Source organism: Prauserella sediminis (assembly GCF_014195435.1).
Classification (GTDB): domain Bacteria; phylum Actinomycetota; class Actinomycetes; order Mycobacteriales; family Pseudonocardiaceae; genus Prauserella; species Prauserella salsuginis.
The window spans coordinates 3,469,525-3,490,570 of sequence record NZ_JACIBS010000001.1 but is presented as its reverse complement, the minus strand read 5'-3'; the positions used below and the strand labels follow the sequence as shown (position 1 = coordinate 3,490,570).

Annotated in this window: 19 protein-coding genes and 1 tRNA gene; 11 read left to right on the top strand and 9 right to left on the bottom strand. The window is 67.0% G+C overall.

Annotated elements, in window-relative coordinates; translation table 11 throughout:
* Positions 1 to 19: 19 nt before the first annotated feature.
* On the bottom strand, positions 20 to 1,981 hold the full coding sequence (locus FB384_RS15860; protein ID WP_183785626.1) for a cytochrome c oxidase assembly protein: 1,962 nt from the start codon (positions 1,979 to 1,981) through the stop codon (positions 20 to 22).
* A gap of 336 nt (positions 1,982 to 2,317) precedes the next feature.
* Between FB384_RS15860 and FB384_RS15855 the strand changes: the two genes are divergently transcribed.
* Both FB384_RS15855 and FB384_RS15850 read left to right on the top strand, forming a co-directional pair.
* Positions 2,318 to 2,794: a peptidase inhibitor family I36 protein gene (locus FB384_RS15855; RefSeq protein ID WP_183785625.1), complete on the top strand. Its 477-nt coding sequence runs from the start codon at positions 2,318 to 2,320 to the stop codon at positions 2,792 to 2,794.
* A gap of 400 nt (positions 2,795 to 3,194) precedes the next feature.
* Positions 3,195 to 3,268: transfer RNA gene (locus FB384_RS15850), tRNA-Arg, on the top strand.
* 417 nt (positions 3,269 to 3,685) lie between these two features.
* Here the strand turns inward: FB384_RS15850 and FB384_RS15845 are convergent.
* Both FB384_RS15845 and FB384_RS15840 read right to left on the bottom strand, forming a co-directional pair.
* Entirely contained in the window at positions 3,686 to 4,174 is a 489-nt protein-coding gene (locus FB384_RS15845) for a DUF1707 SHOCT-like domain-containing protein (RefSeq protein ID WP_183783882.1), read from the bottom strand.
* A 245-nt stretch (positions 4,175 to 4,419) separates the two neighbouring features.
* Positions 4,420 to 4,749 (bottom strand): hypothetical protein, encoded by a 330-nt coding sequence (locus FB384_RS15840; RefSeq protein WP_183783880.1) that lies wholly within the window; start codon positions 4,747 to 4,749, stop codon positions 4,420 to 4,422.
* Positions 4,750 to 5,356: 607 nt separating this feature from the next.
* Between FB384_RS15840 and FB384_RS15835 the strand changes: the two genes are divergently transcribed.
* Positions 5,357 to 5,911 (top strand): glycerol-3-phosphate responsive antiterminator, encoded by a 555-nt coding sequence (locus tag FB384_RS15835; RefSeq protein WP_183783878.1) that lies wholly within the window; start codon positions 5,357 to 5,359, stop codon positions 5,909 to 5,911.
* A gap of 3 nt (positions 5,912 to 5,914) precedes the next feature.
* Here FB384_RS15835 and FB384_RS15830 read toward each other — a convergent pair whose 3' ends face one another.
* The 5 genes from FB384_RS15830 to FB384_RS15810 form a co-directional block, all read right to left on the bottom strand.
* Positions 5,915 to 7,279 (bottom strand): FGGY-family carbohydrate kinase, encoded by a 1,365-nt coding sequence (locus tag FB384_RS15830; RefSeq protein WP_183783876.1) that lies wholly within the window; start codon positions 7,277 to 7,279, stop codon positions 5,915 to 5,917.
* Positions 7,279 to 8,670 (bottom strand): FAD-binding oxidoreductase, encoded by a 1,392-nt coding sequence (locus tag FB384_RS15825; RefSeq protein ID WP_323985249.1) that lies wholly within the window; start codon positions 8,668 to 8,670, stop codon positions 7,279 to 7,281. The genes FB384_RS15830 and FB384_RS15825 overlap by 1 nt, the downstream gene beginning before the upstream one ends.
* An 83-nt stretch (positions 8,671 to 8,753) precedes the next feature.
* Positions 8,754 to 9,545, bottom strand: a complete 792-nt coding sequence (locus FB384_RS15820) for an SDR family oxidoreductase (RefSeq protein ID WP_221212751.1) — start codon at positions 9,543 to 9,545, stop codon at positions 8,754 to 8,756.
* A gap of 11 nt (positions 9,546 to 9,556) precedes the next feature.
* Complete coding sequence (locus FB384_RS15815) at positions 9,557 to 10,969, bottom strand: MFS transporter (protein ID WP_183783872.1); 1,413 nt, start codon at positions 10,967 to 10,969, stop codon at positions 9,557 to 9,559.
* Positions 10,970 to 11,405: 436 nt separating this feature from the next.
* Complete coding sequence (locus tag FB384_RS15810; RefSeq protein ID WP_183783870.1) at positions 11,406 to 13,007, bottom strand: BCCT family transporter; 1,602 nt, start codon at positions 13,005 to 13,007, stop codon at positions 11,406 to 11,408.
* 235 nt (positions 13,008 to 13,242) lie between these two features.
* Here FB384_RS15810 and FB384_RS15805 point away from each other — a divergent pair, with 235 nt between their 5' ends.
* Genes FB384_RS15805 through FB384_RS27315 form a run of 8 tightly spaced genes read left to right on the top strand, consistent with a single transcriptional unit; the run spans position 13,243 to position 20,167 of the window.
* Positions 13,243 to 13,944 carry a GntR family transcriptional regulator gene (locus FB384_RS15805; protein WP_183658693.1) on the top strand — a complete coding sequence of 234 codons (702 nt, stop codon included), beginning with the start codon at positions 13,243 to 13,245 and terminating at the stop codon, positions 13,942 to 13,944.
* Between the two features lies 1 nt (position 13,945).
* Positions 13,946 to 15,079 carry an LLM class flavin-dependent oxidoreductase gene (locus FB384_RS15800; RefSeq protein WP_183783868.1) on the top strand — a complete coding sequence of 378 codons (1,134 nt, stop codon included), beginning with the start codon at positions 13,946 to 13,948 and terminating at the stop codon, positions 15,077 to 15,079.
* Positions 15,076 to 15,699, top strand: a complete 624-nt coding sequence (locus FB384_RS15795; protein ID WP_183783866.1) for an amino acid synthesis family protein — start codon at positions 15,076 to 15,078, stop codon at positions 15,697 to 15,699. Before FB384_RS15800 ends, FB384_RS15795 begins: the two co-directional genes overlap by 4 nt.
* Positions 15,696 to 16,250, top strand: a complete 555-nt coding sequence (locus FB384_RS15790) for an amino acid synthesis family protein (protein WP_183783864.1) — start codon at positions 15,696 to 15,698, stop codon at positions 16,248 to 16,250. The genes FB384_RS15795 and FB384_RS15790 overlap by 4 nt, the downstream gene beginning before the upstream one ends.
* Positions 16,251 to 16,252: 2 nt before the next feature.
* Positions 16,253 to 17,020 (top strand): alpha/beta fold hydrolase, encoded by a 768-nt coding sequence (locus FB384_RS15785; RefSeq protein ID WP_221212750.1) that lies wholly within the window; start codon positions 16,253 to 16,255, stop codon positions 17,018 to 17,020.
* The gene (locus tag FB384_RS15780; RefSeq protein WP_183783860.1) at positions 17,017 to 18,543 is read left to right on the top strand and encodes an aldehyde dehydrogenase; all 1,527 of its coding nucleotides are present in this window, start codon (positions 17,017 to 17,019) and stop codon (positions 18,541 to 18,543) included. Before FB384_RS15785 ends, FB384_RS15780 begins: the two co-directional genes overlap by 4 nt.
* Before the next feature lie 11 nt (positions 18,544 to 18,554).
* Positions 18,555 to 19,079 (top strand): flavin reductase family protein, encoded by a 525-nt coding sequence (locus FB384_RS15775; protein ID WP_183783858.1) that lies wholly within the window; start codon positions 18,555 to 18,557, stop codon positions 19,077 to 19,079.
* Positions 19,076 to 20,167 (top strand): 3,4-dihydroxy-2-butanone-4-phosphate synthase, encoded by a 1,092-nt coding sequence (locus FB384_RS27315; protein WP_183783856.1) that lies wholly within the window; start codon positions 19,076 to 19,078, stop codon positions 20,165 to 20,167. Before FB384_RS15775 ends, FB384_RS27315 begins: the two co-directional genes overlap by 4 nt.
* A 178-nt stretch (positions 20,168 to 20,345) precedes the next feature.
* On the opposite strand, the gene FB384_RS15765 is transcribed toward FB384_RS27315, so the two are convergent.
* Complete coding sequence (locus tag FB384_RS15765) at positions 20,346 to 20,927, bottom strand: peroxidase-related enzyme (protein WP_183783854.1); 582 nt, start codon at positions 20,925 to 20,927, stop codon at positions 20,346 to 20,348.
* Positions 20,928 to 21,046 lie beyond the last annotated feature (119 nt).

Sequence of the window (21,046 nt, the reverse complement as noted above, 5' to 3'; positions counted from 1 at the left end):
AAATCGTCGGTGGGGCGTGCTACTCGCGCCGGGTGCCGCTCGCGAGCTCCTTGAGCATCGTGTTGTAGGCGGCCAGGTCCTGCTCACCAGTGGCGTCCTCCCGCCGGTCACGGCGGCGTGCCTCGCGGTCGTCGGCCCTGGCCCACTGGACGAGCAGCGCGACCATCACGATCACCACGGGAATCTCACCCGTCGCCCATGCGATGCCGCCGCCGGTCTGCTGGTCGAGCAGCAGGTCCTCGACCCAGGGCAACCCGAGCCCCCGGTAGAACGCCTCGCCGATCACCGTCTGCATGTTCATGAGCGTCACGCCGAAGAACGCGTGGAACGGCATCGACACGAACACCATGCCGAGCTTGACCAGGTGCGGCAGTCGCCGCGGTGACGGATCGATGCCGATCACGGGCCAGTAGAAGACGTACCCCGCCAGCAGGAAGTGGGCCTTCATCGCCAGATGCGCCCAGTGGTAGTTCAGCGCGGCGTCGAACATCCCCGAGTAGTAGAGGCCGTAGAAGGAACCGACGAACAGCGTCGTCGCCACCACCGGGTTGGTCAGCACCCGCGTCACGGGCGAGTGGACGAACGCCAGCAGCCACTCCCGCGGCCCCGGGGGCGCGTTCCTGCCCGCGGTCGGCAACGCACGCAGCGCCAACGTGACCGGGCCGCCGAGTACGAGGAGTACAGGCACGCCCATCGACAGGAACATGTGGCTGACCATGTGCATGCTGAACATCGACGGCGAGTAGCGCCCGATGCCGGACGAGGTCGCCACCAGCAACATGGCGCAGCCGAGCACCCACGCCCAGGTCCGGCCGACGGGCCACGGGTCACCTCGGCGGCGCAACCTGCGCACCCCGGCCAGGTAGAGCCCCGCAAGCACGATCGCCGCTGTGCCGTAGACGAGATCGAACCGCCATGCGGTGAGCAGCGTCCAGAACGTGGGAGCGCCGGAGAGTTCGTAGCCGAGCAGCAGCTCGGTCGTCGACGGCTGAGCGGCGATCTCCGAGGGCGGCGGGGTCCGTGCGAGCGCGGCCGCGAGCCCGATCGTGACGAGCATGATCAGCACTTCGACACCGGCGAGGCGCAGCAGCTGCCCTCCGCCCGCACCGTCGCGCAGCCCCGCGATGCTGCGACTGCGCTGCTGGTGCCCGAACACTCCGAGCATCAGCAGCAGGACCACCTTCGCCAGCACGAGCAGGCCGTAGTCGGTGGTGAGCAGGTCTCCCGGCTCCACCCGCACGAGCGCGTTGACGACTCCGGACGCGGCCATGACGATCCAGGCGACCAGCGCGATCTTCGAGAACCGGGTGGCAGCGAGCGTCAGGTGCGCGCCGCGTCTGCGTCCGTGCGCGAGGAGCGCGATGAGCCCGCCGACCCACAGTGCGGCGCCGAGCAGGTGGAACAGCAGGCTGTTCGTCGCCATGTCGTGGGATCCGCCGCTGGCGGAGTGGCCGGTCACGGCGACGGGCAGCAGGCCCGCGACCGCGACGAAGAACAGCACCGTCGTCCAGCCCCACGTCAACACCAGGCGGCAGCCGAGGACGAGCAGCAGCGCGATGCCCGACGTCATGAGCCAGGCCTTCGGCTGTTCGATGGCGCCAACGAAGTTGAGGAAGACCTCGGGCTCGAGCAGCTCGGTGACCGGGCGGCCGGCACCGTCGGCGGCGACGAAGAACACCGAGGTCAGCGCGAGGACGAACCAGGCCCATGCGGCGTGACCGGCGGTGCGGACGGCCGCGTAGCCGTCGGCGGCGAGCGTGCCGGAACGCTGGGGCGGCACGAGGAACGCGGCGAGCAGCAGCGATCCGATGCACACCGCCGACGCGAGGTCGGCGGCTACCCGGACGACCGTGATGCCGTAGGTGGTGAGCGGGCCGGGGTCGGAGATGCCGGCGACCGCGCCGAGTCCGCCCGTCAGCGCTACCAGGCCGACCGCGACGACGATGCCGAGGAGCGCGCCAACGGTCAGGAGGGGTGCGATGCCCGCCCCGCGTGGCACGCGGACGTCGGATTCGGGGTCGGCTTCGGTGGACACGGTTACGAGGGTAGGCCGCCGACCAGCGGCCAGGGCCGCCGGTCGGCGCGTGACGCCGGGCACGCCGCGACCGCCTCGCCGTAGCAGCGTTCGACACCCGCCACAAGCGGTTCCCTGGAAAATGTGGACAACCGTCGAACGTGAGTAGGTACCCGTAACTCGAACGAGTCTTTCATCGCGAGTTGTCCACAGAATCGCGTTTCCGTGCTGACATTCCGGTCAACCTTCGCCATCGTTGGATCAGACCCGAACACGACGAATCGACCATGGGGGAGAAAACCGATGACCCGACGTCACGTCACCTTCCGTACCGCCCTGCCCGCCGTTCTGCTCAGTGCCGTCGCAACGGTGGCCGGCTTCGCGGCGCCGGCCGCCGCGGGAACCGCCGACGGCGCGTCCCCGCACCGCACGACCTCGACCGCACCGTCGGGGTCGACCTCGGCATCGGGTTCGGCGGCGTCACCGCAGCCGCACCATCCGGAGTCGGCCTGCAACTCGGGAGAGTTCTGCGCCTGGCAGGAGGAGTTCTACGACGGAAAGCTCCAGCGGTTCGACCTCCGGAATACCCAGACGGAACAATGCGTGACACTCGACAATGAGATGGAGGCACACTCGTTCGCTACCAGAATGGAGCGGCACGTGACGGTCTATCAGGACGACAAATGCGCTACGCAGGCCGATTTCAGCACTTATCCGGGCCCGGGAACGTACGTTCCGCAGGCGCCGTACGTGGTGCGTGCGATCCAGGTCTGGGAGTGACAGCGCGTCATCCCACCGGCCAGGCCGGTACGTCCGGACGTCACGGCTGGGGAACCCGTGACGTCACGACGGCCGGTCAGGATGCGGTCACGGAGCCCCGACCGTGACCGCGCCGTGGGGGCGCCGTTCGAGGGAGCGTGCTCCCCGCGCTCCGTCCCGCGCCCGGCGCCCCCACGGCACCTCCTCACTCGCAGGCAGCATGCCGCGCCGTATCCTGGGGCCACTCCCGGTGACCCCAGGTTCGCCGGCCACCGCGATGCGGACACGGGCGGCCCGCCCGCGGTGCAAGTGTGATCCACGTAGCACCATGAGACACGAGTGAAACGAATCGGGCACATTGCACGATCACCCATACGGCGATGACTAAGCTGGCTCACCGCGGCCGGCACGGTCGCGCCGAGCCTCCGTAGCTCAGCTGGATAGAGCAAGAGCCTTCTAATCTCTAGGTCGCAGGTTCGAGTCCTGCCGGGGGCGCTACCAGCGGAAACGCTGGAATCGTTGCAAGTAGAGCAAGAAAGTGGCGAGCGACGATTCGGCGTATGTCCGCCGATGCCTCTCCCCTGCGCGACCTCGCCGACGACTGGGAACGCTCCCCGGCCGCCGGCAGGGCCAAGGGCACCGTGTAGCTGTACCTGGGCCACGTGCGTTACGTCGATACCTGGCTCGCCGAGACCGATCGGCCGCGCGACCGGCCGGCCGACCGCCGAGACCTATTTCGCCGAGCCTGCCCAGCGCCGCACCCGCAGCAACGGGCGGGAGGGCGAACAGGCCAAGCCGCCTACGTCGCGGCCAACTACCGCAGCTTGCAACAGTGACCGTCGACGGGCTGTGGGATCCCACCCGCCACGCCTGAAACGGCGGTGGGAGTCAACAGCCTCCTGCCCGCACCAGCTAGTCATTGCCCCCGAGCTGCGGGGCGGAGTCGTCAGCGAGCCGCCGGCGCCCCTTCCTGTGTCTCACTGACTGCACGATCATGAGGGTCCCGCCCCAGCCCCCAGCGACCCAGATCCACCAGGGGTGGACGGCCTCGAAGCCCTGGTCGAGTCCGAGCACGATCCACACACCGAAGCTCAAGAAGCTCACGATGAACCAGGCGCGGACGGCGTCGAGCATCCACGGCGGTCCCATCGCGGTCTCGGCCCGTGCATTCTCGGGGAGTAGTTCTGTTTCCCCGGCCGGCGTTGGTGGCCTCTGGGGCAAGTCGGCGGTGAGCGTATGCAGCTCACCGTAGGTGGTGGCGCTGTACGCCTTCTGAAGTCGCGTGTCGAGCTCGTCCGTGCTCAGCCTGCCCTCCGCGTAACCGTCGCGGAGCTGCTGCGCGACCTGCTCACGATCCCGGTCGCCGGCACGAAGGAGGTCGCGCCGTTCGGATTCAGGCATCCTGATCACATCCACGAAGGGCTTGTCGCGACTTGACCAGCATCTTACCAAGATGTCAGGCAGCTGAGCGAGAGCGCGCCACCGGCTGCAGGTCGCTGAGCAGGCCGACGAATGGCGCCGCATCACACCATGTTGCCCCGCCACCCGGCCAGGGTGTTGAGCAGTGCGTCGAGGTCCGCCGCGCTCTCAGCGACTGCTGAGCCGCGGTGCTCGCACCACGCTGCCAGCGCTCGCATCGGTATCACTCAGCGCAGGGCTGCCGTTGCCCACACGTGGGGCGCTGACCGGTTGCGACAAACTCCCGGACCGCATCGAGCGCGGCCCTTGACGGCCACCTCGGCACCGACGGGCTGAACGAAGTGGTGACCGTGCCACGTGAAGTAGTCGACCTCGCTGTCGTTGGACCCGTTCGCGGGTACATACTCCGTGCCGTCCTCGGCCTCCCACGTCAGGCACCCGACGGCGCCGTTCACACCCGCGACCAGACCAGCGGGCGACTCCGTACCGGGCAGCAGGTGCCGGACCACGCCGCCCGCGCGGTCCGGGGCCAGCCCGTCGTCGAGTCGGCGCATCATGAGCACGACGCCACGGCTTGACGTCGGCGAAACCGAAGTCGGGATTCTTTACATGTCCCCGAAAAAGTCCGACAAGAGGCTCATGAGCGGCTTGGAAACACGCGCGACGCACGCCGGAGAGCACCGCCACGACTCCGCGCCCTGGGGTTGCGGCAGGAACGACACCGCCACCACTTGCGGAGTATCCGTTTCGACTCAGGCGATCGTCATCGACTACCCGGCCCCGGTAACGGCCACTGGTTCGATCCCGGCATCGCGCACCACCTGTTTCAGGGAGGACGTCGCAGGAGATGACCTGGCCCTACCTGTAGTCGCCCACATGTGTTCACCGGAAACCAACGACTCCGGGCGGGTTCGTAACCATCACTGATACGGCGCCCGCGGGCTGCTGACGACTGCCACCCGCGTCGGGGTGGCGCCCCGGACCCTGGCGCAGTCGTGGGACAACGCCGTCGCTAGATCCTGCGCATCGGCCTCGCCTTTCCGCAGGTTCGGGCCCGTCGAAACGCTCACCGCTGCAGTGATACGCGCGCCGATATCGGGATCGAGTACGCGGATCGACCTCCATCTCGTTCGGAGCATCGCGATCCTGTGTCATAGTTGAACCATGCACGAACTTTTGCTGGACCAGCCCGTCATTGCCAGCATTAAGGACGAGTCCGGACTTCAGGCTGTCGCCACGGCCGATCCGCAGGTCACTTTCCTGCTGCACGGGTCGATTCTGACGCTGCCTGATCTGGTTGAGCAACTGCGCGCCACCGGTAAGACCGTGCTGGTCAACGTGGACTTGGTCGAGGGACTGGTGAATCGGGACGTCGCCGTCGACTTCGTCGCTGAGCGGACGCGAGCCGACGGCGTACTCAGCAGCAAGGCGAGCATCGTGCGGGCTGCCAAGGCACGCGGGCTACTTGCCGTTCACCGCTTCTTTCTTGTCGACTCGTTCTCCTACCACAACCTCGGCAAACAGCTGGCGATCTCTAAGCCCGATTACATCGAGATCCTTCCTGGCTGCGTACCGCGCGTGATTACTTGGATACGGGAAGAGACCGACGTCCCGATCATCGCGGGCGGGCTCGTGTGCGACAAGGATGACGTGGTGGCGGCACTGCGTGCGGGAGCCACTGCCATCGCGTCGTCCAATGTGGGCGTTTGGGCTATGTGACGCTCACCCTCCCGCCGACGCCAGCCAGTTGAACAGCGGATCGGTGTAGGTTGGCAGCTCACGGTAAACCTCCTGCAACCGCCGGTAGTGTTCGTGGGCCTCGCGGGAAGGCGTGAACTCCTCGCCCGGTCGCACCATCGCCGCCACCGCCTCGTCGAAGCCGCCGAATAGGCCCAAACCCACACCTGCGCAGATCGCCGATCCCAATGCCGCGCCGCCCTGCGCACGTCGCGCCGGCCGGTCGAACGCGTCGGCGATGATCTGCATGAGCACATCGGATCCGGCACCGCCACCGGACACCAGTAGCTGTTCGAACTCCGTGTCCAGCTCCGCAGCCATCGCATTCCCGTTGCCGCACATGGTCAACGCGATCGCTTCGAGCACGGCTCGGTACATGTGAAACGGGCCCTGCGTGCCGTCGAACCCGAGGAACGCTCCCCTGCGGAAAGGCGCTCCCACCGGAGCAAGCCAGTCGAGAACCGCGATGAGGCCGTCGCACCCGGGCGGCACGGTACCGGCTCCCTCGTTGAGCCAGGCTTCTTCTCCCAGCATGTCGCGCAACCAGCTGACCGTCCACATGCCGCGGCGGATGCCATGACTCTCGTAGAGGTACTTCTTCGGGCGGCATGCGAAGTTGGTCCAGAACGCGTCGGCGTCGTGGATGTTCCTCGTACCGGTGGTCATGCCCGCGATGTAGGTGCCAAGCGACAGCAGCAGCGTACGCTCGTCGCCGAGGCCACCGCCGAGCGCTTCCACCGCCTTGTCGTTGGCGGTGGCGAACACCGGCACCCCCTCCGGCAGGCCGGTGTGTGCCGCCGCCTCCGCCGTCACCGTCCCGAGCTCGTCGCCGGGGTGGACCAGCTCGAACAGCATCTCGCGCGGGATGTCGGGTTGGTCTTCCCACGCCCACGTGTCGGTGTCGATCGGCCACATTCCCTGGTAATTCGCGGCAGTGTCGCGGAACTGCCCGGTCATCCGGGCTGTGATGTAGCCCGAGGACGCGGTGACGTAGTGGACGTCGGGGTTCACGTGCACATACGGCCGAGAGACGCGCTCGTCCATCCAGCTCAGCACCGGCTGGGCGAGTGTAGCGTCGGGGCGCAGCAGTGCACGGCAGAACCTGATCGTGCACAGTCCGACGCCGATGATGTCTTCGGGCTCACCGTTGAAGGCCACCAGCGCCGCGCGCGTGGCCGCGCCGATCGAGTCCCACAGATCGTCGTCGGGATGCTCGACTACGCCAGGCCGGGGTGTGTCGTTGGGGCGCAGCGGAACGCGGGCGCGCGAGTGCACCACGCCGCGTTCGTCGAACACGGTGACCTTGGTGCTTTGCGAACCGTTATCGATGCCGATCAGGTATCCGGTCATCAGCGGTTTCCAGCAGGGACGATGGTGCCCGGATTCATGATGCCGTTGGGATCGTACACTTCTTTGAGCTTGCGCAGGATCGGATATGCGCTGCCGTGTTCTTCCTCGGTCCACTGCGCGCGGTACTTGCCGATGCCGTGGTGGTGCACCATCGATCCGCCGCGCGCCAGCGTCTCCTCAACGATGATCGCGTTGAGCGGGATGTGGTACTTCGTGATTTCCTCGCGCGGCTCGCAGTCGATGTCATAGTCGTAGACGAAGTACATGTTCGTACCGGTCTGATAGCTGTGCGAGGAATGCCCGCCCAGCATCGTGATGTCCTGGAAGTGGGGGTACTCCTTGGTGATACGGGCGATCACCGCCTCGTAGATATCGCCGATCACAGACCAGTTCGCCGCCACCTCGGTGGTGTAACCGAGGTGACGCTCAGCGAGCATCGTCTCGTGCTCGGCGCGGATCTTGTCCGGGCCCCAGTTCAGGTTGTCGAACCATTCGCGGATCAGCTCCGGCGCCACCCGCTCGTGCGGTTGCCTGCCCACCACTCGTTCGATCTCCGCACTTGTCGCCTCCACGAGTCCGGCGGGCCCCTCTGCGAGGAACACTGCTACGCATTTGCCCCCGGCGAAGTGGGAGAAGTGCTGCGCGGCGTCCTGCTCGGAGTAGACCCTCGCGACCGATGGGCGGAAGCCGTTCGTCACGATCTCACGCAGGATCTCGATGCCGGTGCGCACGTCATCGAGCAGGTAGCCGTGGAAGCGGTTGTTCTCCGGCTGGTACTTGAACAACTTCACCGTGACTTCGGTGACGAAGCACAGCGCGCCCTCGTTGCCGATCACGACGTGCCGGATGTCCGGGCCGGCGGCGCGGCGCGGCACGTTCTTGATGCGGCCGACGGTCCCGTCCGGGAACACTGCTTCCAAGCCGACGACCATGTCCTCGATGCCGCCGTAGAGCGTGGAGAACTGCCCGATCGAACGCGTGGCGACCAGTCCTCCCATCTGCGCGAGCGGCTTGGATTGCGGCGAATGGCCGGTGGTCAGGCCCAGTTCCCGCACGCGTTCCTCCAGCAGCTCGAGCGACACCCCGCACTGCACGGTGACCTGCATGTCGACCGGGTCGACGTGCACAATCTCGTCCATTTCGGACCCATCGAGCACCACGGTGCGCTCGAAACTGGTCTCGAGTCCGCCCTCAGTGCCGGTACGTCCGGTACGCGGGACGATGTTGACACCGTGTTCGTTCGCGAAAGCCAGCACTGCGGCGACCTGCTCCGTGCTGCCGGCGCGCACGATGGCGATCGGGAACGGCCCGTCGTAAATGCCATGCACTGCCGTGTACTTCTTGAACCGGTCGACACTGGCCTCGCGCAGCAGCCGCTCGTCGGTGTCCACGCGCTCGGGCCCGGCGATCTCTCGCAGCCGTTCGATGATGGCGGTGGTGTCCATGGTTTCCTTCGCTCCGTTCCAATTGAGGTTCATCGGGTGAGGTAGCCGCCGTCGACGGTGAGGACGTGCCCGTTCACGTAGTCGGATGCCCGGCTCGCCAAGAAGACCAGTGCGCCCATCAAGTCTCCCAGCTCGCCCCAGCGCCCGGCCGGAATGTGGTCGAGCACGCGCTGGTTGGTGACCGGGTTCGCGCGGGTCTGCGCAGTGATCGGCGTGGCGAAATAACCGGGGGCGATGGCGTTGCACTGAATGTTGTGCGCGCCGAGCTCGTCGCAGTAGGCCTTCGTGAAGCCGACGATGCCGTGTTTGGTCGCCGCGTACGCGGGCGACATCTGGCCGCCGAGGAAGGAGAACAGGGAGGCAACGTTGATGATCTTGCCGTGACCCTGCTCCACCATCTGCCGTGCAGCCACCCACCCGAGCTCGAACGGTGCGGTCAGATTGAGCGCCACCATCGGATCCCACTCGTCGCGGCCGAACTCCGCCACAGGTGCCAGCTTGGAGATGCCCGCGGAGTTCACCAGGATGTCGACCGATCCGAGAACGTCCACGCAGGACTTCACGACCCTACCGGGCGCACCTTGCTCGGTAAGGTCGATCTGCAGCGTCTCGAACCGGGCACCTGCGTCCTCCACCAGCCGCCTGGTCTCGCCGTCGTCATCGATCACGCTCGGCACGTACACGTTCGCACCTGCCTTGGCCAGGGCAACGGTGAACGCTTGCCCGAGACCGGTGTTGCCACCGGTGACGATCGCGTTCCACCCGCGCAGCGAGAAGAGATCGAGGGAGAAGTCTCGGATTTCCAACGAGAAGCCTTTCATCGCATGGTCGGTCAGGTCAGGGTTGGGGTGAGCCGATCCGGCTCGGCAACCGGTTCCCGCCGCTGCACCCACAGGGTGACCGAGGTCAGGACCAGGCCCAGCACGCCAACGACCGCTAGGAAGCCGAACAGCGCGGTGTAGCCCCCGTTCGGAGCCGTGCCGGCGGTCGGATCGCCGATCCAGCTGGCCACGAGACCGGGCAGGAACGCATCCGGCAGGTAGGCAAGCCCCGAAGCCAGACCGATCACGCCGCCGCGCTGATCCTCCGGGATGCGCGCCTCTGTGATGCTCGCCCAGTACACACCGCGACTGGCGAACACCATCAACGACAGCATGAACATCAGAGTCACCGCCGCCCACTGCAGCGCGGCCGAACTGGGCAGTATCAGCAGCACCACGACGCACAGCGTCGCGCCGGCGAAAGTGAACCGCAGGAACCGCGGCGTGGACCGCGTCACCTTGTCCACGCAGAATCCGCCGAGTGGACCGGCGACGAACTGGAAGACGTAGCTGCGCACCACACCGAGGATGCCGATCAGCCCGGCCGTGACGCCGAAGTCGTGTTGCAGCATGGGCGAGAAGTAGCCGAGCGTGGTGTAGAAGCAGTACATCAGCATGATCGTGCCGCCGAGCAGCCAGGTGTACTTGTTCCGAGCAGCCGAAATCAGCTGGCGAATCGACAGGGCCGAGCGTTCACCGTCCGAGACGCGGTCCGCCTGGCCGCGCAGTGCGAACCAGATCAATGCGGCGAGCACAAGGCACAGGCCGCCGTAGATCGCGATGAGCACGAGCACCCCGACGGTCGGGGCCAGTGCGACACCGACCAGGTACGCGCCAAACCCGCTAATCAGCGTCGACGTGACACCGCGGATCGCCTCCAGGAAACCGAACAACCTGCCTTGCTGTTCGGCGGGACCGAACGAGCCGATCACCTTCACCAGTGCGGGCCAGTAGAGCGCCATTCCGGCGAATGCCATCGCGACGTGCGCGAGCAGCACCGCGGCGTAGCCTGGGATGGTGGTCAGTGCCATGTCTGCGAGGCCGGTGATCACCAGCGCAGCGACAACCAGCGTGCGCGGGGCGAAGCGGTCGGCGAACCAACCTCCGACGAAGTACATGACCGCGGCCACGGCGCCGAACACGGACATGATGTCGCCGTATTCCTGCGCGGTGAGGCCGAGTGCGTGGTAAGTCGGCTCCAGGAAAACGAAACGAATGTAGGCGACCTGGAAAACAACACCACCAGAAATGCACAGCAGCAGATAGCTGAACCGCCTCCGCGCATCGTTCACCCGGACCACCTCACTGTGGGTATTAGGACACAAAAAAAGAGAACAGCATAGCCCGGGGTCAAAATCCGGGTTGCTGTTCTCTGCATCTCTAGCAACGTTTATTCGATTATGAGCGAGTAGGATTCTAACCATAGGAATCCGACCGCGTCAACACCCATCCACCTGCAGGTTTACCCGTGCCCACATCGATCCCGCAGTCGATGGGACGGTCGCCACAAGACGACGGATCGCCCTGGATGGCTTGCCGGCACGTATTGACACCCCGAAAAATACTCCCGTGCTCGGTACTCAGCCCGACAGGAACGCGTTCCAAGACCGGAACAAAAGGCCGTTGGGGGTGGCTGTCCGAATCTGCTCACGAGGGGTTGCCCGTTTGGGGGTTCTTGCCGCCGTTCTCGAGGAGGCCCGCGCTCCCCTACGGCTGCGCACTCGCACGCTCGACCAACCCGCAGCCGGCGAGGTAGCCGTGAGGATTGTCGCAACCGGCGTGTGCGCCAGCGATGCTCACCATCAGCGAGCGCATCCGCCCGCTCGGCATTCGTTTCGAACCACTCGAGCGGCCCACTCCTCATTCCCGGGATGCCGCCGCCTCGTTCAGCTCGAGTCCGGATCGCTCAGCTCGCACTGTGTGCTCATTGGCCGCCGCCGGCGGACCTGTCTGCGGTCGCTCCGACATCACGTCTTTCGCGAAGGCGACCGCGACGGCGATCACGATGACGAGGAACGGTGCCGAACTGACGATCACCATCTGCTGGAGCGACTCCAGCCCACCAGCCGCCAACAGGGCAATGGCCGCCGCGCCGGTCACGGCACCCCACAGCGCCAGCACCCCGCGCGACGGTTGCTCCGTACCGTGACTGGTGAGCATTCCCAGCACGTACGTGTTCGCGTCGGCGCCGGAGATGAAGAACAGGATCACCAGCACGATCGTCACGATCGATGTGATGGCGGTCAGCGGCAGCGAGTCGAGAGTCGCAAAGAATGCAGCGTTCGTGTCCTCCGCGGCTGCGGCCCCGATCGCCGTCTCGCCACCCATGTCGCGATTGATCGCCGTACCACCGAAGGCCGTGAACCACGCCGTGAACACCACAGTCGGCACGAGCAGCACCCCGGTAACGAACTCGCGCACTGTCCGTCCCCGCGAGATACGGGCCAGAAAGACCCCGACGAAGGCCGCCCACGACAGCCACCACGCGAGCATGAAGTACGTCCAGTTCTGCATGAAGCCCAGGTCTCCGCTCGCCGGCGTGATGAGGCTGGTCGCGACGAGCTCGCTGAGGTACCGGCCGACCGACTCCACGTACAGGTTCGCCAAGTAGATGGTCGGGCCGACGATGAGGACGAACACGAACAAGGCCCCACCGAGCCCCATGCTCGCCTCGGACAGATAGCGAATCCCCTTGGCGACACCGGTCAAGGCCGACGCGGTGAACAACAACGTGATGACCGCGATGATGGCGAACTGCACCGGCAGCGAGTTCGGGATGCCGAACAGACTCGTCAGCCCTCCGTTGATCTGCAGAGCCCCGAGGCCGAGGGAAGTCGTGGTGCCGAACAACGTCGCGATGACGGCGAACACGTCGACTCCTTTACCCGCAGCTCCCTCCACACGGCGCCCCAGTAACGGGCGCAACAGCGCGCTGACGAGCCCGGGCCGCCCCCGGCGGAACATCGACCACGCCATAGCCAGCCCGACGACGGCGAAGATGCCCCAGGCATGCAACCCCCAGTCGAAGAACGAGAACTGCATCGCCGTGACCGCCGCGCCGGAGGTCATCGGTGCTGCGAGCCCGTGAGGCGGGGCAGCGAGGTGGCTGATCGGTTCCGCCACCCCGTAGGAGACCAGGCCGATCCCCATGACGGCTGAGACGATCATCGCGTACCAGGTGACACGACGGAACGCCGGTCGATCGTCGTCCTTTCCCAAACGCAACCGGCCATACCGGCTGCATGCCAGCACGAGAAGGAACACGAGGAAGCCGAGCGACGCCGCCAAGTAGGCCCACCCGAGCCCGCGCGTGATCCCGTCGAGAGCCGTGGCACCCGCTACCGCAAGCGAGTCACTCGCGACAGCGCCCCAGACGACGATCGCCAGGGCCAGCGTGAGCGAGACGTACAGGACAGGTCCGGGACGCCGGCGAACCGGCGGCACGGTCAAGAAATCGGACATCGTTGTCTCCGTCGAGATTCTCCGTGGGACCGCGGGAAGGAGCGTCCGCGCCGCATCCCGGTTCCGGGAGTGCGCATGACGCGTTAATGTGGCATGCAAGAAGACGACTGGTCAATGCCAACCCGGAAAGTACGAAAGACCCTCATTACCCGGAAGTTGGGAGTTTTCAGCGGTGACAAGCGTAGGAAGGTAGACGTCTTGACGCCGTACAGGGATCCGCCGTAGCTTCTCTTGCATGCAAGAACCTACCGAGGTTGTCGGGCGGAACGGGGCGCAGGCGCGGGTTCTGGCCGGTGTGCGGAGCGCGATCATCGAAGGTCGGCACGCTCCCGGCGAGCCACTCTCCGAACTCGCCCTCGCCGCCGAGTACGACGTGTCGCGGACTCCGGTTCGAGAAGCGCTCAAGCAGCTCCAGATCGAAGGACTGGTCGAGGTCCGCGCACGAGTCGGCACGTTCGTCCGTTCCCCGAGTCGGCGCGAAGTCGTGGAGCTGTTCGAGCTCAAGGAGATGCTCGAAGGCATGGCCGCACGACTGTTGGCCGCCCGCGGGCCGGTGCCCGTCCTGGACGAGATCGAGGACAACCTCGAGCGCTCCGGGCGGGCCGTGGCACAGGGCGACACCGAGGACTACGCGCGCCTCGTACACGGCTTCCACGAACTGCTCGTCGTCGGGGCCGACAACTCACAACTGGAATCGCACTACCGGACGCTCATGAACCAGCTCGCCTACCACCGGCTGGTATCCGCATCGCTGACCCGGCCCGGCCGACTCGGCGCATCGCTGGCAGAGCACCGGAACGTGCTGGAGCTGATTCAGGAGAAGGACGGCTTCGGAGCCGAATTCGCCATGCGTGACCACGTCCGTTCCAGTGAACGGGCGACCCTCGCCGCCGACGACCCTCTCGCCGGAGGCACGCCGCTGCGGAAGGAAGTGTGACATGCGGTTCTCGATCTTTCACAACATCGGAGCGCCGGGTCGGCTCGACGACGTCGCGACAGTCCTCGACGAGGTCCGAGAGGTCGCGACGTTCGCCGACAACGCGGGCTACCACTCCATCTGGTACACCGAGCACCACTTCGGACACGAGGGCTTCGAACTCGTCCCGAATCCGCTGATGGTCGGAGCCGACATCGCGGCGCGCACCTCCCGCATCCGCATCGGACAAGCGGCCAACATCGTCACGTTCTGGAATCCGATGCGCCTCGCCGAGGACATCGCGATGCTCGACCAGCTCTCCCGCGGCCGCGTCGAGGTCGGTGTCGGACGCGGTCTGTACGGCCGGGAGGCGATGAACCTCAACCCGCTCGCCGACCCTCGAGACCAGGAACAGAACCGCGAGCTGTTCGAGGAGACGATCGACATCCTCCGCAAGGCGTGGAGCGGCGACTTCTTCTCCCACAACGGACAGTTCCACCAGTACCCAGCGCCGGGTGTGTCCTGGGACCATCCACTCTCCCCAGCCTCCCCGGAATTCGTCGGCGACGACGGCACGATCTCCGCCATGAAGGTCGTGCCGAACACGTTCCAGGACCCTCACCCGCCGCTGTCCCAGGTCATCGACAGCCCTCGGTCGATCCAGAGTGCGGCCAGAGCCGGCATGAACGGCATGTTCTGGATGCCACCCGTCTCCGAGCTGAAGGGCCGGTTCGAGCTCTACCGCGACACGCTGTCGGAGGCCACCGGCGTCGAACAGGACCTGGGCACCGGGCTGTCGCTCGTCCGCGACGTCTACGTGGCGGACACGATGGAACAGGCCCGCGCGGACTTCGAGGAAGCGCTCCTCACCTCGTATCGTTGGGTGTGTCACTGGCGAGGGCTCGGCAATCTGCGTGAGGTCGGCGAGGACATCGCGGGTCGCGAGCTGGACTACGATTTCCTCGCCGAGCGCAACCTTCTCGTGGGCACGCCCGACTACGTGGCCGAGAAGGTTCACGAGCTGCAGCAGGAACTGAACCTGCAGGACCTGCTGTTGTGGACTACGCACCCCGGCATGGACCACGGCAAGGTGATGCGCAGTTTCGAGCTGTTCACCGAGAAGGTCATGCCCCAGTTCGCGGAGAACCCGGCGTGAGTAGGAGTATCCGCCGGATCGTCACGGTGACCGACGAACCGCTGCACGAGGCGGGAGAGCCGGTCCGAGTGCCGGTGCGCCGCGTCGCAGCCGTCGCCGTCGTTTCCAACCCATGGGTCGGCCGCGGGGTCCTGAACGACCTGTCCGCAGAGGTGTCGGCGCTCGCCCCGGAGATCGCACACGCCCTGTCGGACCGACTGGTCTCGGCGCTGGGCGGCGCCGAACACGTCGAGGCGTTCGGGAAGGCCGCCCTGGTCGGTGTGAACGGAGAAATCGAGCATGCCGGCGCACTGATCCACACACCGTACTTCGGCGACGTGCTGCGGAGGCGCACGGACGGCGAATCGATCATCGTCTTCGCCGATCAACGAGCCGGGGCCGGAACTTCCCTGCCGGTGCCGATCTGGCACAAGAACCACGCGTCCACCCGGTCGCACTACCAGACCGTTCCGGTGCGGGTGCCCGATGCGCCGCGGCCCGACGAGATCGCGGTGATCGCCGCGGCGTCGGACGGACCTCGTCCGAACGCGCGCATCGGCGACCGGCGCACCGACACCGCGCTCGCCGATCACATCCTGACCGGTCATCCCGTCGCTGCTGAGAAGGAGCCACTGCCATGAGCACCGTCCGCGCCATCCACACGATCGTCGACGAAACCCACATCGAAGGGGGCAAGCAGGTCGACCCGCCCGCCAGGGTCGCGGTCGTGCTCGCCGCCGTCGAGAATCCCTGGGCCGGTAAGGGCTTCGTCCAGGATCTCCAGCCCCTCATCGACGAAGTCGCACCACAGCTGGGCAAACTGCTGAGCGACCGCGTGGTCGGCGCTCTCGGCGCTCCGGTCGAAGCCTACGGAAAGGCCGCGATCGTCGGGTTGGACGGCGAGATCGAGCACGGCTCCGGTCTGATCCACACACTCAAGTTCGGCAACCACTTCCGCGACGCCGCACAGGCGACGACGCTGCTGCCCGCGGTGGAAAAGCGTGCCGCCGCAGGCTCGACGTTCGACATCCCCCTCAAGCACGTCACCGATGCGACGATCCGCTCGCACCACCAGACGGTCGAGGCACGGATGCCGGACGGGCCCCGTGCGAACGAGATCGTCATCGGGCTCGCCGCCGCCGCGCAGGGCCGTCCGCAGGCCCGGCTTGCCCCGCTGACCTCGGAGCAGTGAGCATGCCGGCCGATGTCGTCCTGCTGCACGGTGTGGGGCTCGACCACACGATGTGGCGGCGTGTCGCCGGCCCCCTGTCAGCCTCCGCGCAGCGAGTGCACACTCCGGACCTGCTGGGGCACGGAACCGCGTCCGACGCCGACGACGGCACCACGCTCGCGGATCTCGCCGCACCGATCACGGGCCTAGTCGGCTCGCTGCCTAGTCCGGCCCACCTGGTCGGATTCTCACTGGGCGCACTCGTGGCCACCCGCGTGGCACTCGACCGCCCGGACGAGGTGGCGTCGTTGACACTCGTCAGCGGGGTCGCCGACCGACGCCCCGAGGAACGCGCCGCCGTGGACCGACGCCTGGCCGCCGCCGAATCCGACCTGGCCGCGACGTTCGACGCCGCGATCGACCGCTGGTTCTCGCCGCGGTGGCGCCGAGCCGAACCGCGGTTGGCGGCGGAGACCCGTGCGGTACTCGCGGCCAACCGGCAGGCGAGTTACCTCGCCTGCTACCGGATTTTCGCCGAAGCGGACGCCGAGGTGTGGCCGGAGTTACCGGACCTGGTTCCGCCGGTGCTGGCCATCACCGGAGCCGACGATCCGGGATCGACACCTCGCATGTCCGCAGCCGTGGCCTCTCGCGTACCGAACGGCCGCTCGGCGACCGTTCCGGGAGCGCGCCACCTCCTGCCGTTGGAACGTCCGGACATGGTCACCGCAGCCGTCCTCGCCCAGATCGAAACCCGAACCTTCGCCGTTGCTGGAGAGACAACATCATGAGCACCACAGCTGCTGCCCAGTCGTCGTCCACCGGTTCCGCGCGCCTGCCACGGTGGGAGCACCATATTGCGGGAAAGGAAACCGCACCGGCCGACGGCCGCTACTTCACCAGCGACAACCCCACTACCGGCGAGGCCTGGTACGAGTCCGCGCGCGGCACAGCCGCCGACGTCGACCGTGCCGTAGCAGCCGCGCGGAGTGCATTCGAGTCGCCGCACTGGCGCAGAATGTCGCAGACGACGCGCGGCGCCCTGCTGCGCCGCGTCGGTGAGCTGGTCGGCCAACACGCCGATCGTCTCGCGTGCATGGAGTCGACCGACAACGGCAAGCTGCTCCGCGAGATGACGGCGCAGCTGGCGGGCTTGCCCGAGTATTTCCATTACTACGCCGGTCTCGCGGACAAGATTCACGGCGAAACGATTCCCGCGAGCAACGTCGACGTCCTCAATTACACGAGCCGGGAACCGGTGGGCGTCGTCGGCGCGATCACGCCGTGGAACTCACCGCTGACGCTGACGGTGGCGAAACTCGCCCCACTGCTGGCCGCGGGCAACACGGCCGTGGTGAAACCGTCGGAACACACCAGTGCCTCGATGCTGGCGCTTGCGCCACTGTTCGAGGAGGCGGGCTTTCCACCGGGCGTCGTCAACGTCGTGACCGGCATGGGTGACGAGGCGGGAGCGCGGCTGGTGGATCACCCCGACGTCGCGAAGCTGTCCTTCACCGGCAGCACCGCGACCGGAGCGTGGATCGCCGAACGCGCCGGCAGGCGGTTGATCCGTGCGGGTCTGGAGCTGGGAGGCAAATCGCCGCAGCTGGTGTTCGGCGACGCCGATGTGGCGAGTGCCGCGAACGGGGTGATCGCGGGGATCTTCGCCGCGGCCGGTCAGACCTGCATTGCCGGTAGCCGGGTGTTCGCCCACCGCAGTGTCTACGACGAACTCGTCGAACGGGTCGTCGGCAGAGCACGGACCATCCGGATCGGCGACCCCTTGGCGCCCGAGACCGAGCTGGGACCACTCGCCATGCGTGCGCAACTGGCCAAGGTGGAGGATTACGTCGCTGCAGGGCGCGCCGAGGGTGGTCAGGTCGCGCACGGCGGCAGGCGTCCCGAGATCGGGCTCGGCGGCTGGTTCCACGAGCCCACCGTGTTCACCGACCTGCCGAACGACGCCCGAATGTGCCGGGAAGAGATCTTCGGCCCGGTCGTCGCGATCATGCCTTTCGACGACGACGCAGAGGCTCTGCAGCTCGCGAACGACACGGCCTACGGCCTGGCCGCGGGTGTCTGGACCACGGATCTCTCACGCGCACACCGTGCCGCAGCCGCACTCGACGCAGGGACCATCTGGGTCAACATGTACCGCGCCATGTCGCCGATGTCGCCGCGGTCCGGGTTCAAGGCTTCCGGACTCGGCGTCGAGCACGGCACCGAGGTGATTCGGGAGTACACACGGTTGAAGAGCGTCTGGATCAACACCAGCGACGAACCCGCCGGCGACCCGTTCGTCCTGCGCTCCTGAAGGGAGGACTCATGAGTCTGAGCACGACCGTCGCACCGAACGGAACGGTCGACACCGATGCCGTGCGCGCCACGTTCGCCCGGTTTCCCAGCGGTGTGACAGCCGTCTGTGCGCTTGACGCCGACGGAACTCCGATCGGGTTGGCTGCCAGTTCGTTCGTGGGTGTCTCGCTTGATCCGCCACTGGTCGGCGTGTGCGTGCAGTACACGTCCACGACGTGGCCGCGGCTGGCGCACAGGCCTCGGTTGGGACTGTCGGTGCTCGCCGCTTCACAGGACCGGACGTGCCGCCAACTCGCCGCAAAAACCGGCGACCGATTCGCAGGACTGGACTGGCATGCCACCGACGACGGCGCGCTCCTGCTGCAGGGCGCGACCGCATGGCTGGACTGCTCGATCGAACGAACCGTTCCCGCCGGAGATCACGAGTTCGTGCTGTTCCGGGTGCACGAACAGGGCAGCCAGCCGCAGCGCGGCCCACTCGTGTTCCACGCAAGCGGATTCCACACCCTGTCCCGACTGGAACACGCATCGTGACCACACAGATCGACCGGGTGACTCAAGCGCCCGACGCATCCGACGTTCCGTCCGCGCTCTCCGCGTTGCGCTCAGGCAGCCCCGTGCTGCTGGTGAGCCGCGAACGGCCCGAGGTAGCCGACGTCCTGCTGCCTGCCGCGCTGGCCGAAGCCGACCAGGTCGCGTGGATCGTCAGGCACACGTCCGGGCTGCTGAGCACCCCGATGCCCGCCGACCGTGCCGACGCGCTCCACCTTCCCCCGATGGTCGGGTCCGTTCAGGCGCCGGATACGGCGGCATACGCGGTATCCGTGGACGCGGCGGACGGGATCGGCACCGGGATCAGCGCTCGCGACCGCGCTCGCACAGCACGGGTACTCGCCGACCCTGATTCGAGCCCGGATGCGCTGTGCCGTCCCGGACACGTGCTCCCCGTCCGCGTGGGAACTGCCGCGTCGTCCACCCCGCATGGAGCGGCGGTCGCACTGTGCCGGGAGGCCGGGCTTCCCCCGGTTGCCGTGACCGCGGGGCTGGTCGCGGGAGAGGACAACGCTGTGACCACCAACGGGCCGGGACAGTGGGAGGTCGTCGCGCTGGCAGACCGGCACGGTCTGCCCCTTGTCGACGTCGACGACGTGTGGTTCACCAGCCACGGTGCCGAAGCCGCACCTGGCGCATCGCTCACAGCCCGACCATGCGGGACGCTCACCACGGCGCACGGAGCCGTGTCGGTCGTGGAGTACCGGGACGAGTTAGTCGGCGTCGAGCACCTCGCGATCCACCGCGACCTCGCGGCCGCACCGCCCCGCTTGGCGGTACACATCGGATGCGCGGTCGGGGACCTTTTCGGCAGCAGCGCGTGTGCGTGCCGCGCGCGTCTCGACGACGCAGTCGCCGCGACCGCTCGATACGGCGGCCTGCTGGTGTACCTGCGCGCCGGAACCGACCCTGGACTCTGCGGCCGCGCCTCTGGTGCTGCCAGCGCTCCTACCCCGCTCGTCGCGACTGTCCTGGCCGATCTCGGGGTATCCCGGATCCAGCTGGACCGCGATGCCCCGATCTCTCCGCGGTATCTGATGACGCGGGGCATCGAGGTCGTGGCCGCCTGACCCGGCCAGCCGTTCGGTCCGAGCTACTCGAACACGGCCGCCAGCCCGGCAGAGCCGATCAGGGACGTGGTCTCCACGGGGGGTGGCCGATACGGCTGGTCCGGGGCGCCGCCCGGCGGCTGCGGCGGCTCTGCCATCGAGCCCGCCGTCGTACCGAGCGGACAACGCGCACCTGTTGTCAGTCGCGGCCCATACCGTAGAACTCGGGGTTCGGCCGCATGTCGGTGACATTCGCGATGCGGTTGGAAAGACTGAAGAAGGCGGATATGGCGGCGATATCCCAGACGTCCTCCTCGGTGAAGCCGTGCGAAGCCAAGGTAGCGAAATCTGCTTCGGACACCGCGTAGGCCTCAGCCGAAACCTTGATCGCGAAGTCGAGCATGGCCAGTTGCCTCTCGGTGATGTCGGCCTTGCGGTAGTTGGCAGCCACTTGGTCGGCGATGAGGGGATCCTTGGCTCGGATCCGAAGTATCGCGCCGTGAGCGACCACGCAGTACTGGCACTGGTTGAGGCTGGACGTGGCGACAACGATCATCTCGCGTTCCGCCTTCGTCAGGTTCCCTTCCTTCTCCATCAGCGCATCGTGATATCTGAAGAATGCGCGGAACTCCTCCGGCCGGCGCGCCAGCACGAGGAAGACGTTGGGGACGAAGCCGGACTTCTCCTGCACCTCGAGGATTCGCGCCCGAACGTCGTCGGGCAGGGTATCGAGCTCAGGGACAGGAAACCGGCTTACAGCGGTCTTCTCGGTGCCAGTCATGATTCGGGCTCCCTAAGCTCGTTGGGGTTGTTCCACGACCCTGCCCACGTCGCCATCCTGGCCCGTTGACACGGTGCGCACCACCGCCATCCGTCCGACGACGGCCGGCACGTCCCCGC

What these genes read in the sequence shown, in the direction of transcription:
- FB384_RS15840 (WP_183783880.1), bottom strand. Translation starts at nt 4,749, where the DNA reads ATGATGCGCCGACTCGACGACGGGCTGGCCCCGGACCGCGCGGGCGGC.
- FB384_RS15815 (WP_183783872.1), bottom strand. Translation starts at nt 10,969, where the DNA reads ATGGTTAGAATCCTACTCGCTCATAATCGAATAAACGTTGCTAGAGAT.
- FB384_RS15775 (WP_183783858.1), top strand. Translation starts at nt 18,555, where the DNA reads ATGAGTCTGAGCACGACCGTCGCACCGAACGGAACGGTCGACACCGAT.
- FB384_RS15785 (WP_221212750.1), top strand. Translation starts at nt 16,253, where the DNA reads ATGCCGGCCGATGTCGTCCTGCTGCACGGTGTGGGGCTCGACCACACG.
- FB384_RS15805 (WP_183658693.1), top strand. Translation starts at nt 13,243, where the DNA reads ATGCAAGAACCTACCGAGGTTGTCGGGCGGAACGGGGCGCAGGCGCGG.
- FB384_RS15765 (WP_183783854.1), bottom strand. Translation starts at nt 20,927, where the DNA reads ATGACTGGCACCGAGAAGACCGCTGTAAGCCGGTTTCCTGTCCCTGAG.
- FB384_RS15790 (WP_183783864.1), top strand. Translation starts at nt 15,696, where the DNA reads ATGAGCACCGTCCGCGCCATCCACACGATCGTCGACGAAACCCACATC.
- FB384_RS15780 (WP_183783860.1), top strand. Translation starts at nt 17,017, where the DNA reads ATGAGCACCACAGCTGCTGCCCAGTCGTCGTCCACCGGTTCCGCGCGC.
- FB384_RS15830 (WP_183783876.1), bottom strand. Translation starts at nt 7,279, where the DNA reads ATGACCGGATACCTGATCGGCATCGATAACGGTTCGCAAAGCACCAAG.
- FB384_RS15835 (WP_183783878.1), top strand. Translation starts at nt 5,357, where the DNA reads ATGCACGAACTTTTGCTGGACCAGCCCGTCATTGCCAGCATTAAGGAC.
- FB384_RS15845 (WP_183783882.1), bottom strand. Translation starts at nt 4,174, where the DNA reads ATGCCTGAATCCGAACGGCGCGACCTCCTTCGTGCCGGCGACCGGGAT.
- FB384_RS15855 (WP_183785625.1), top strand. Translation starts at nt 2,318, where the DNA reads ATGACCCGACGTCACGTCACCTTCCGTACCGCCCTGCCCGCCGTTCTG.
- FB384_RS15810 (WP_183783870.1), bottom strand. Translation starts at nt 13,007, where the DNA reads ATGTCCGATTTCTTGACCGTGCCGCCGGTTCGCCGGCGTCCCGGACCT.
- FB384_RS15820 (WP_221212751.1), bottom strand. Translation starts at nt 9,545, where the DNA reads ATGAAAGGCTTCTCGTTGGAAATCCGAGACTTCTCCCTCGATCTCTTC.
- FB384_RS15800 (WP_183783868.1), top strand. Translation starts at nt 13,946, where the DNA reads ATGCGGTTCTCGATCTTTCACAACATCGGAGCGCCGGGTCGGCTCGAC.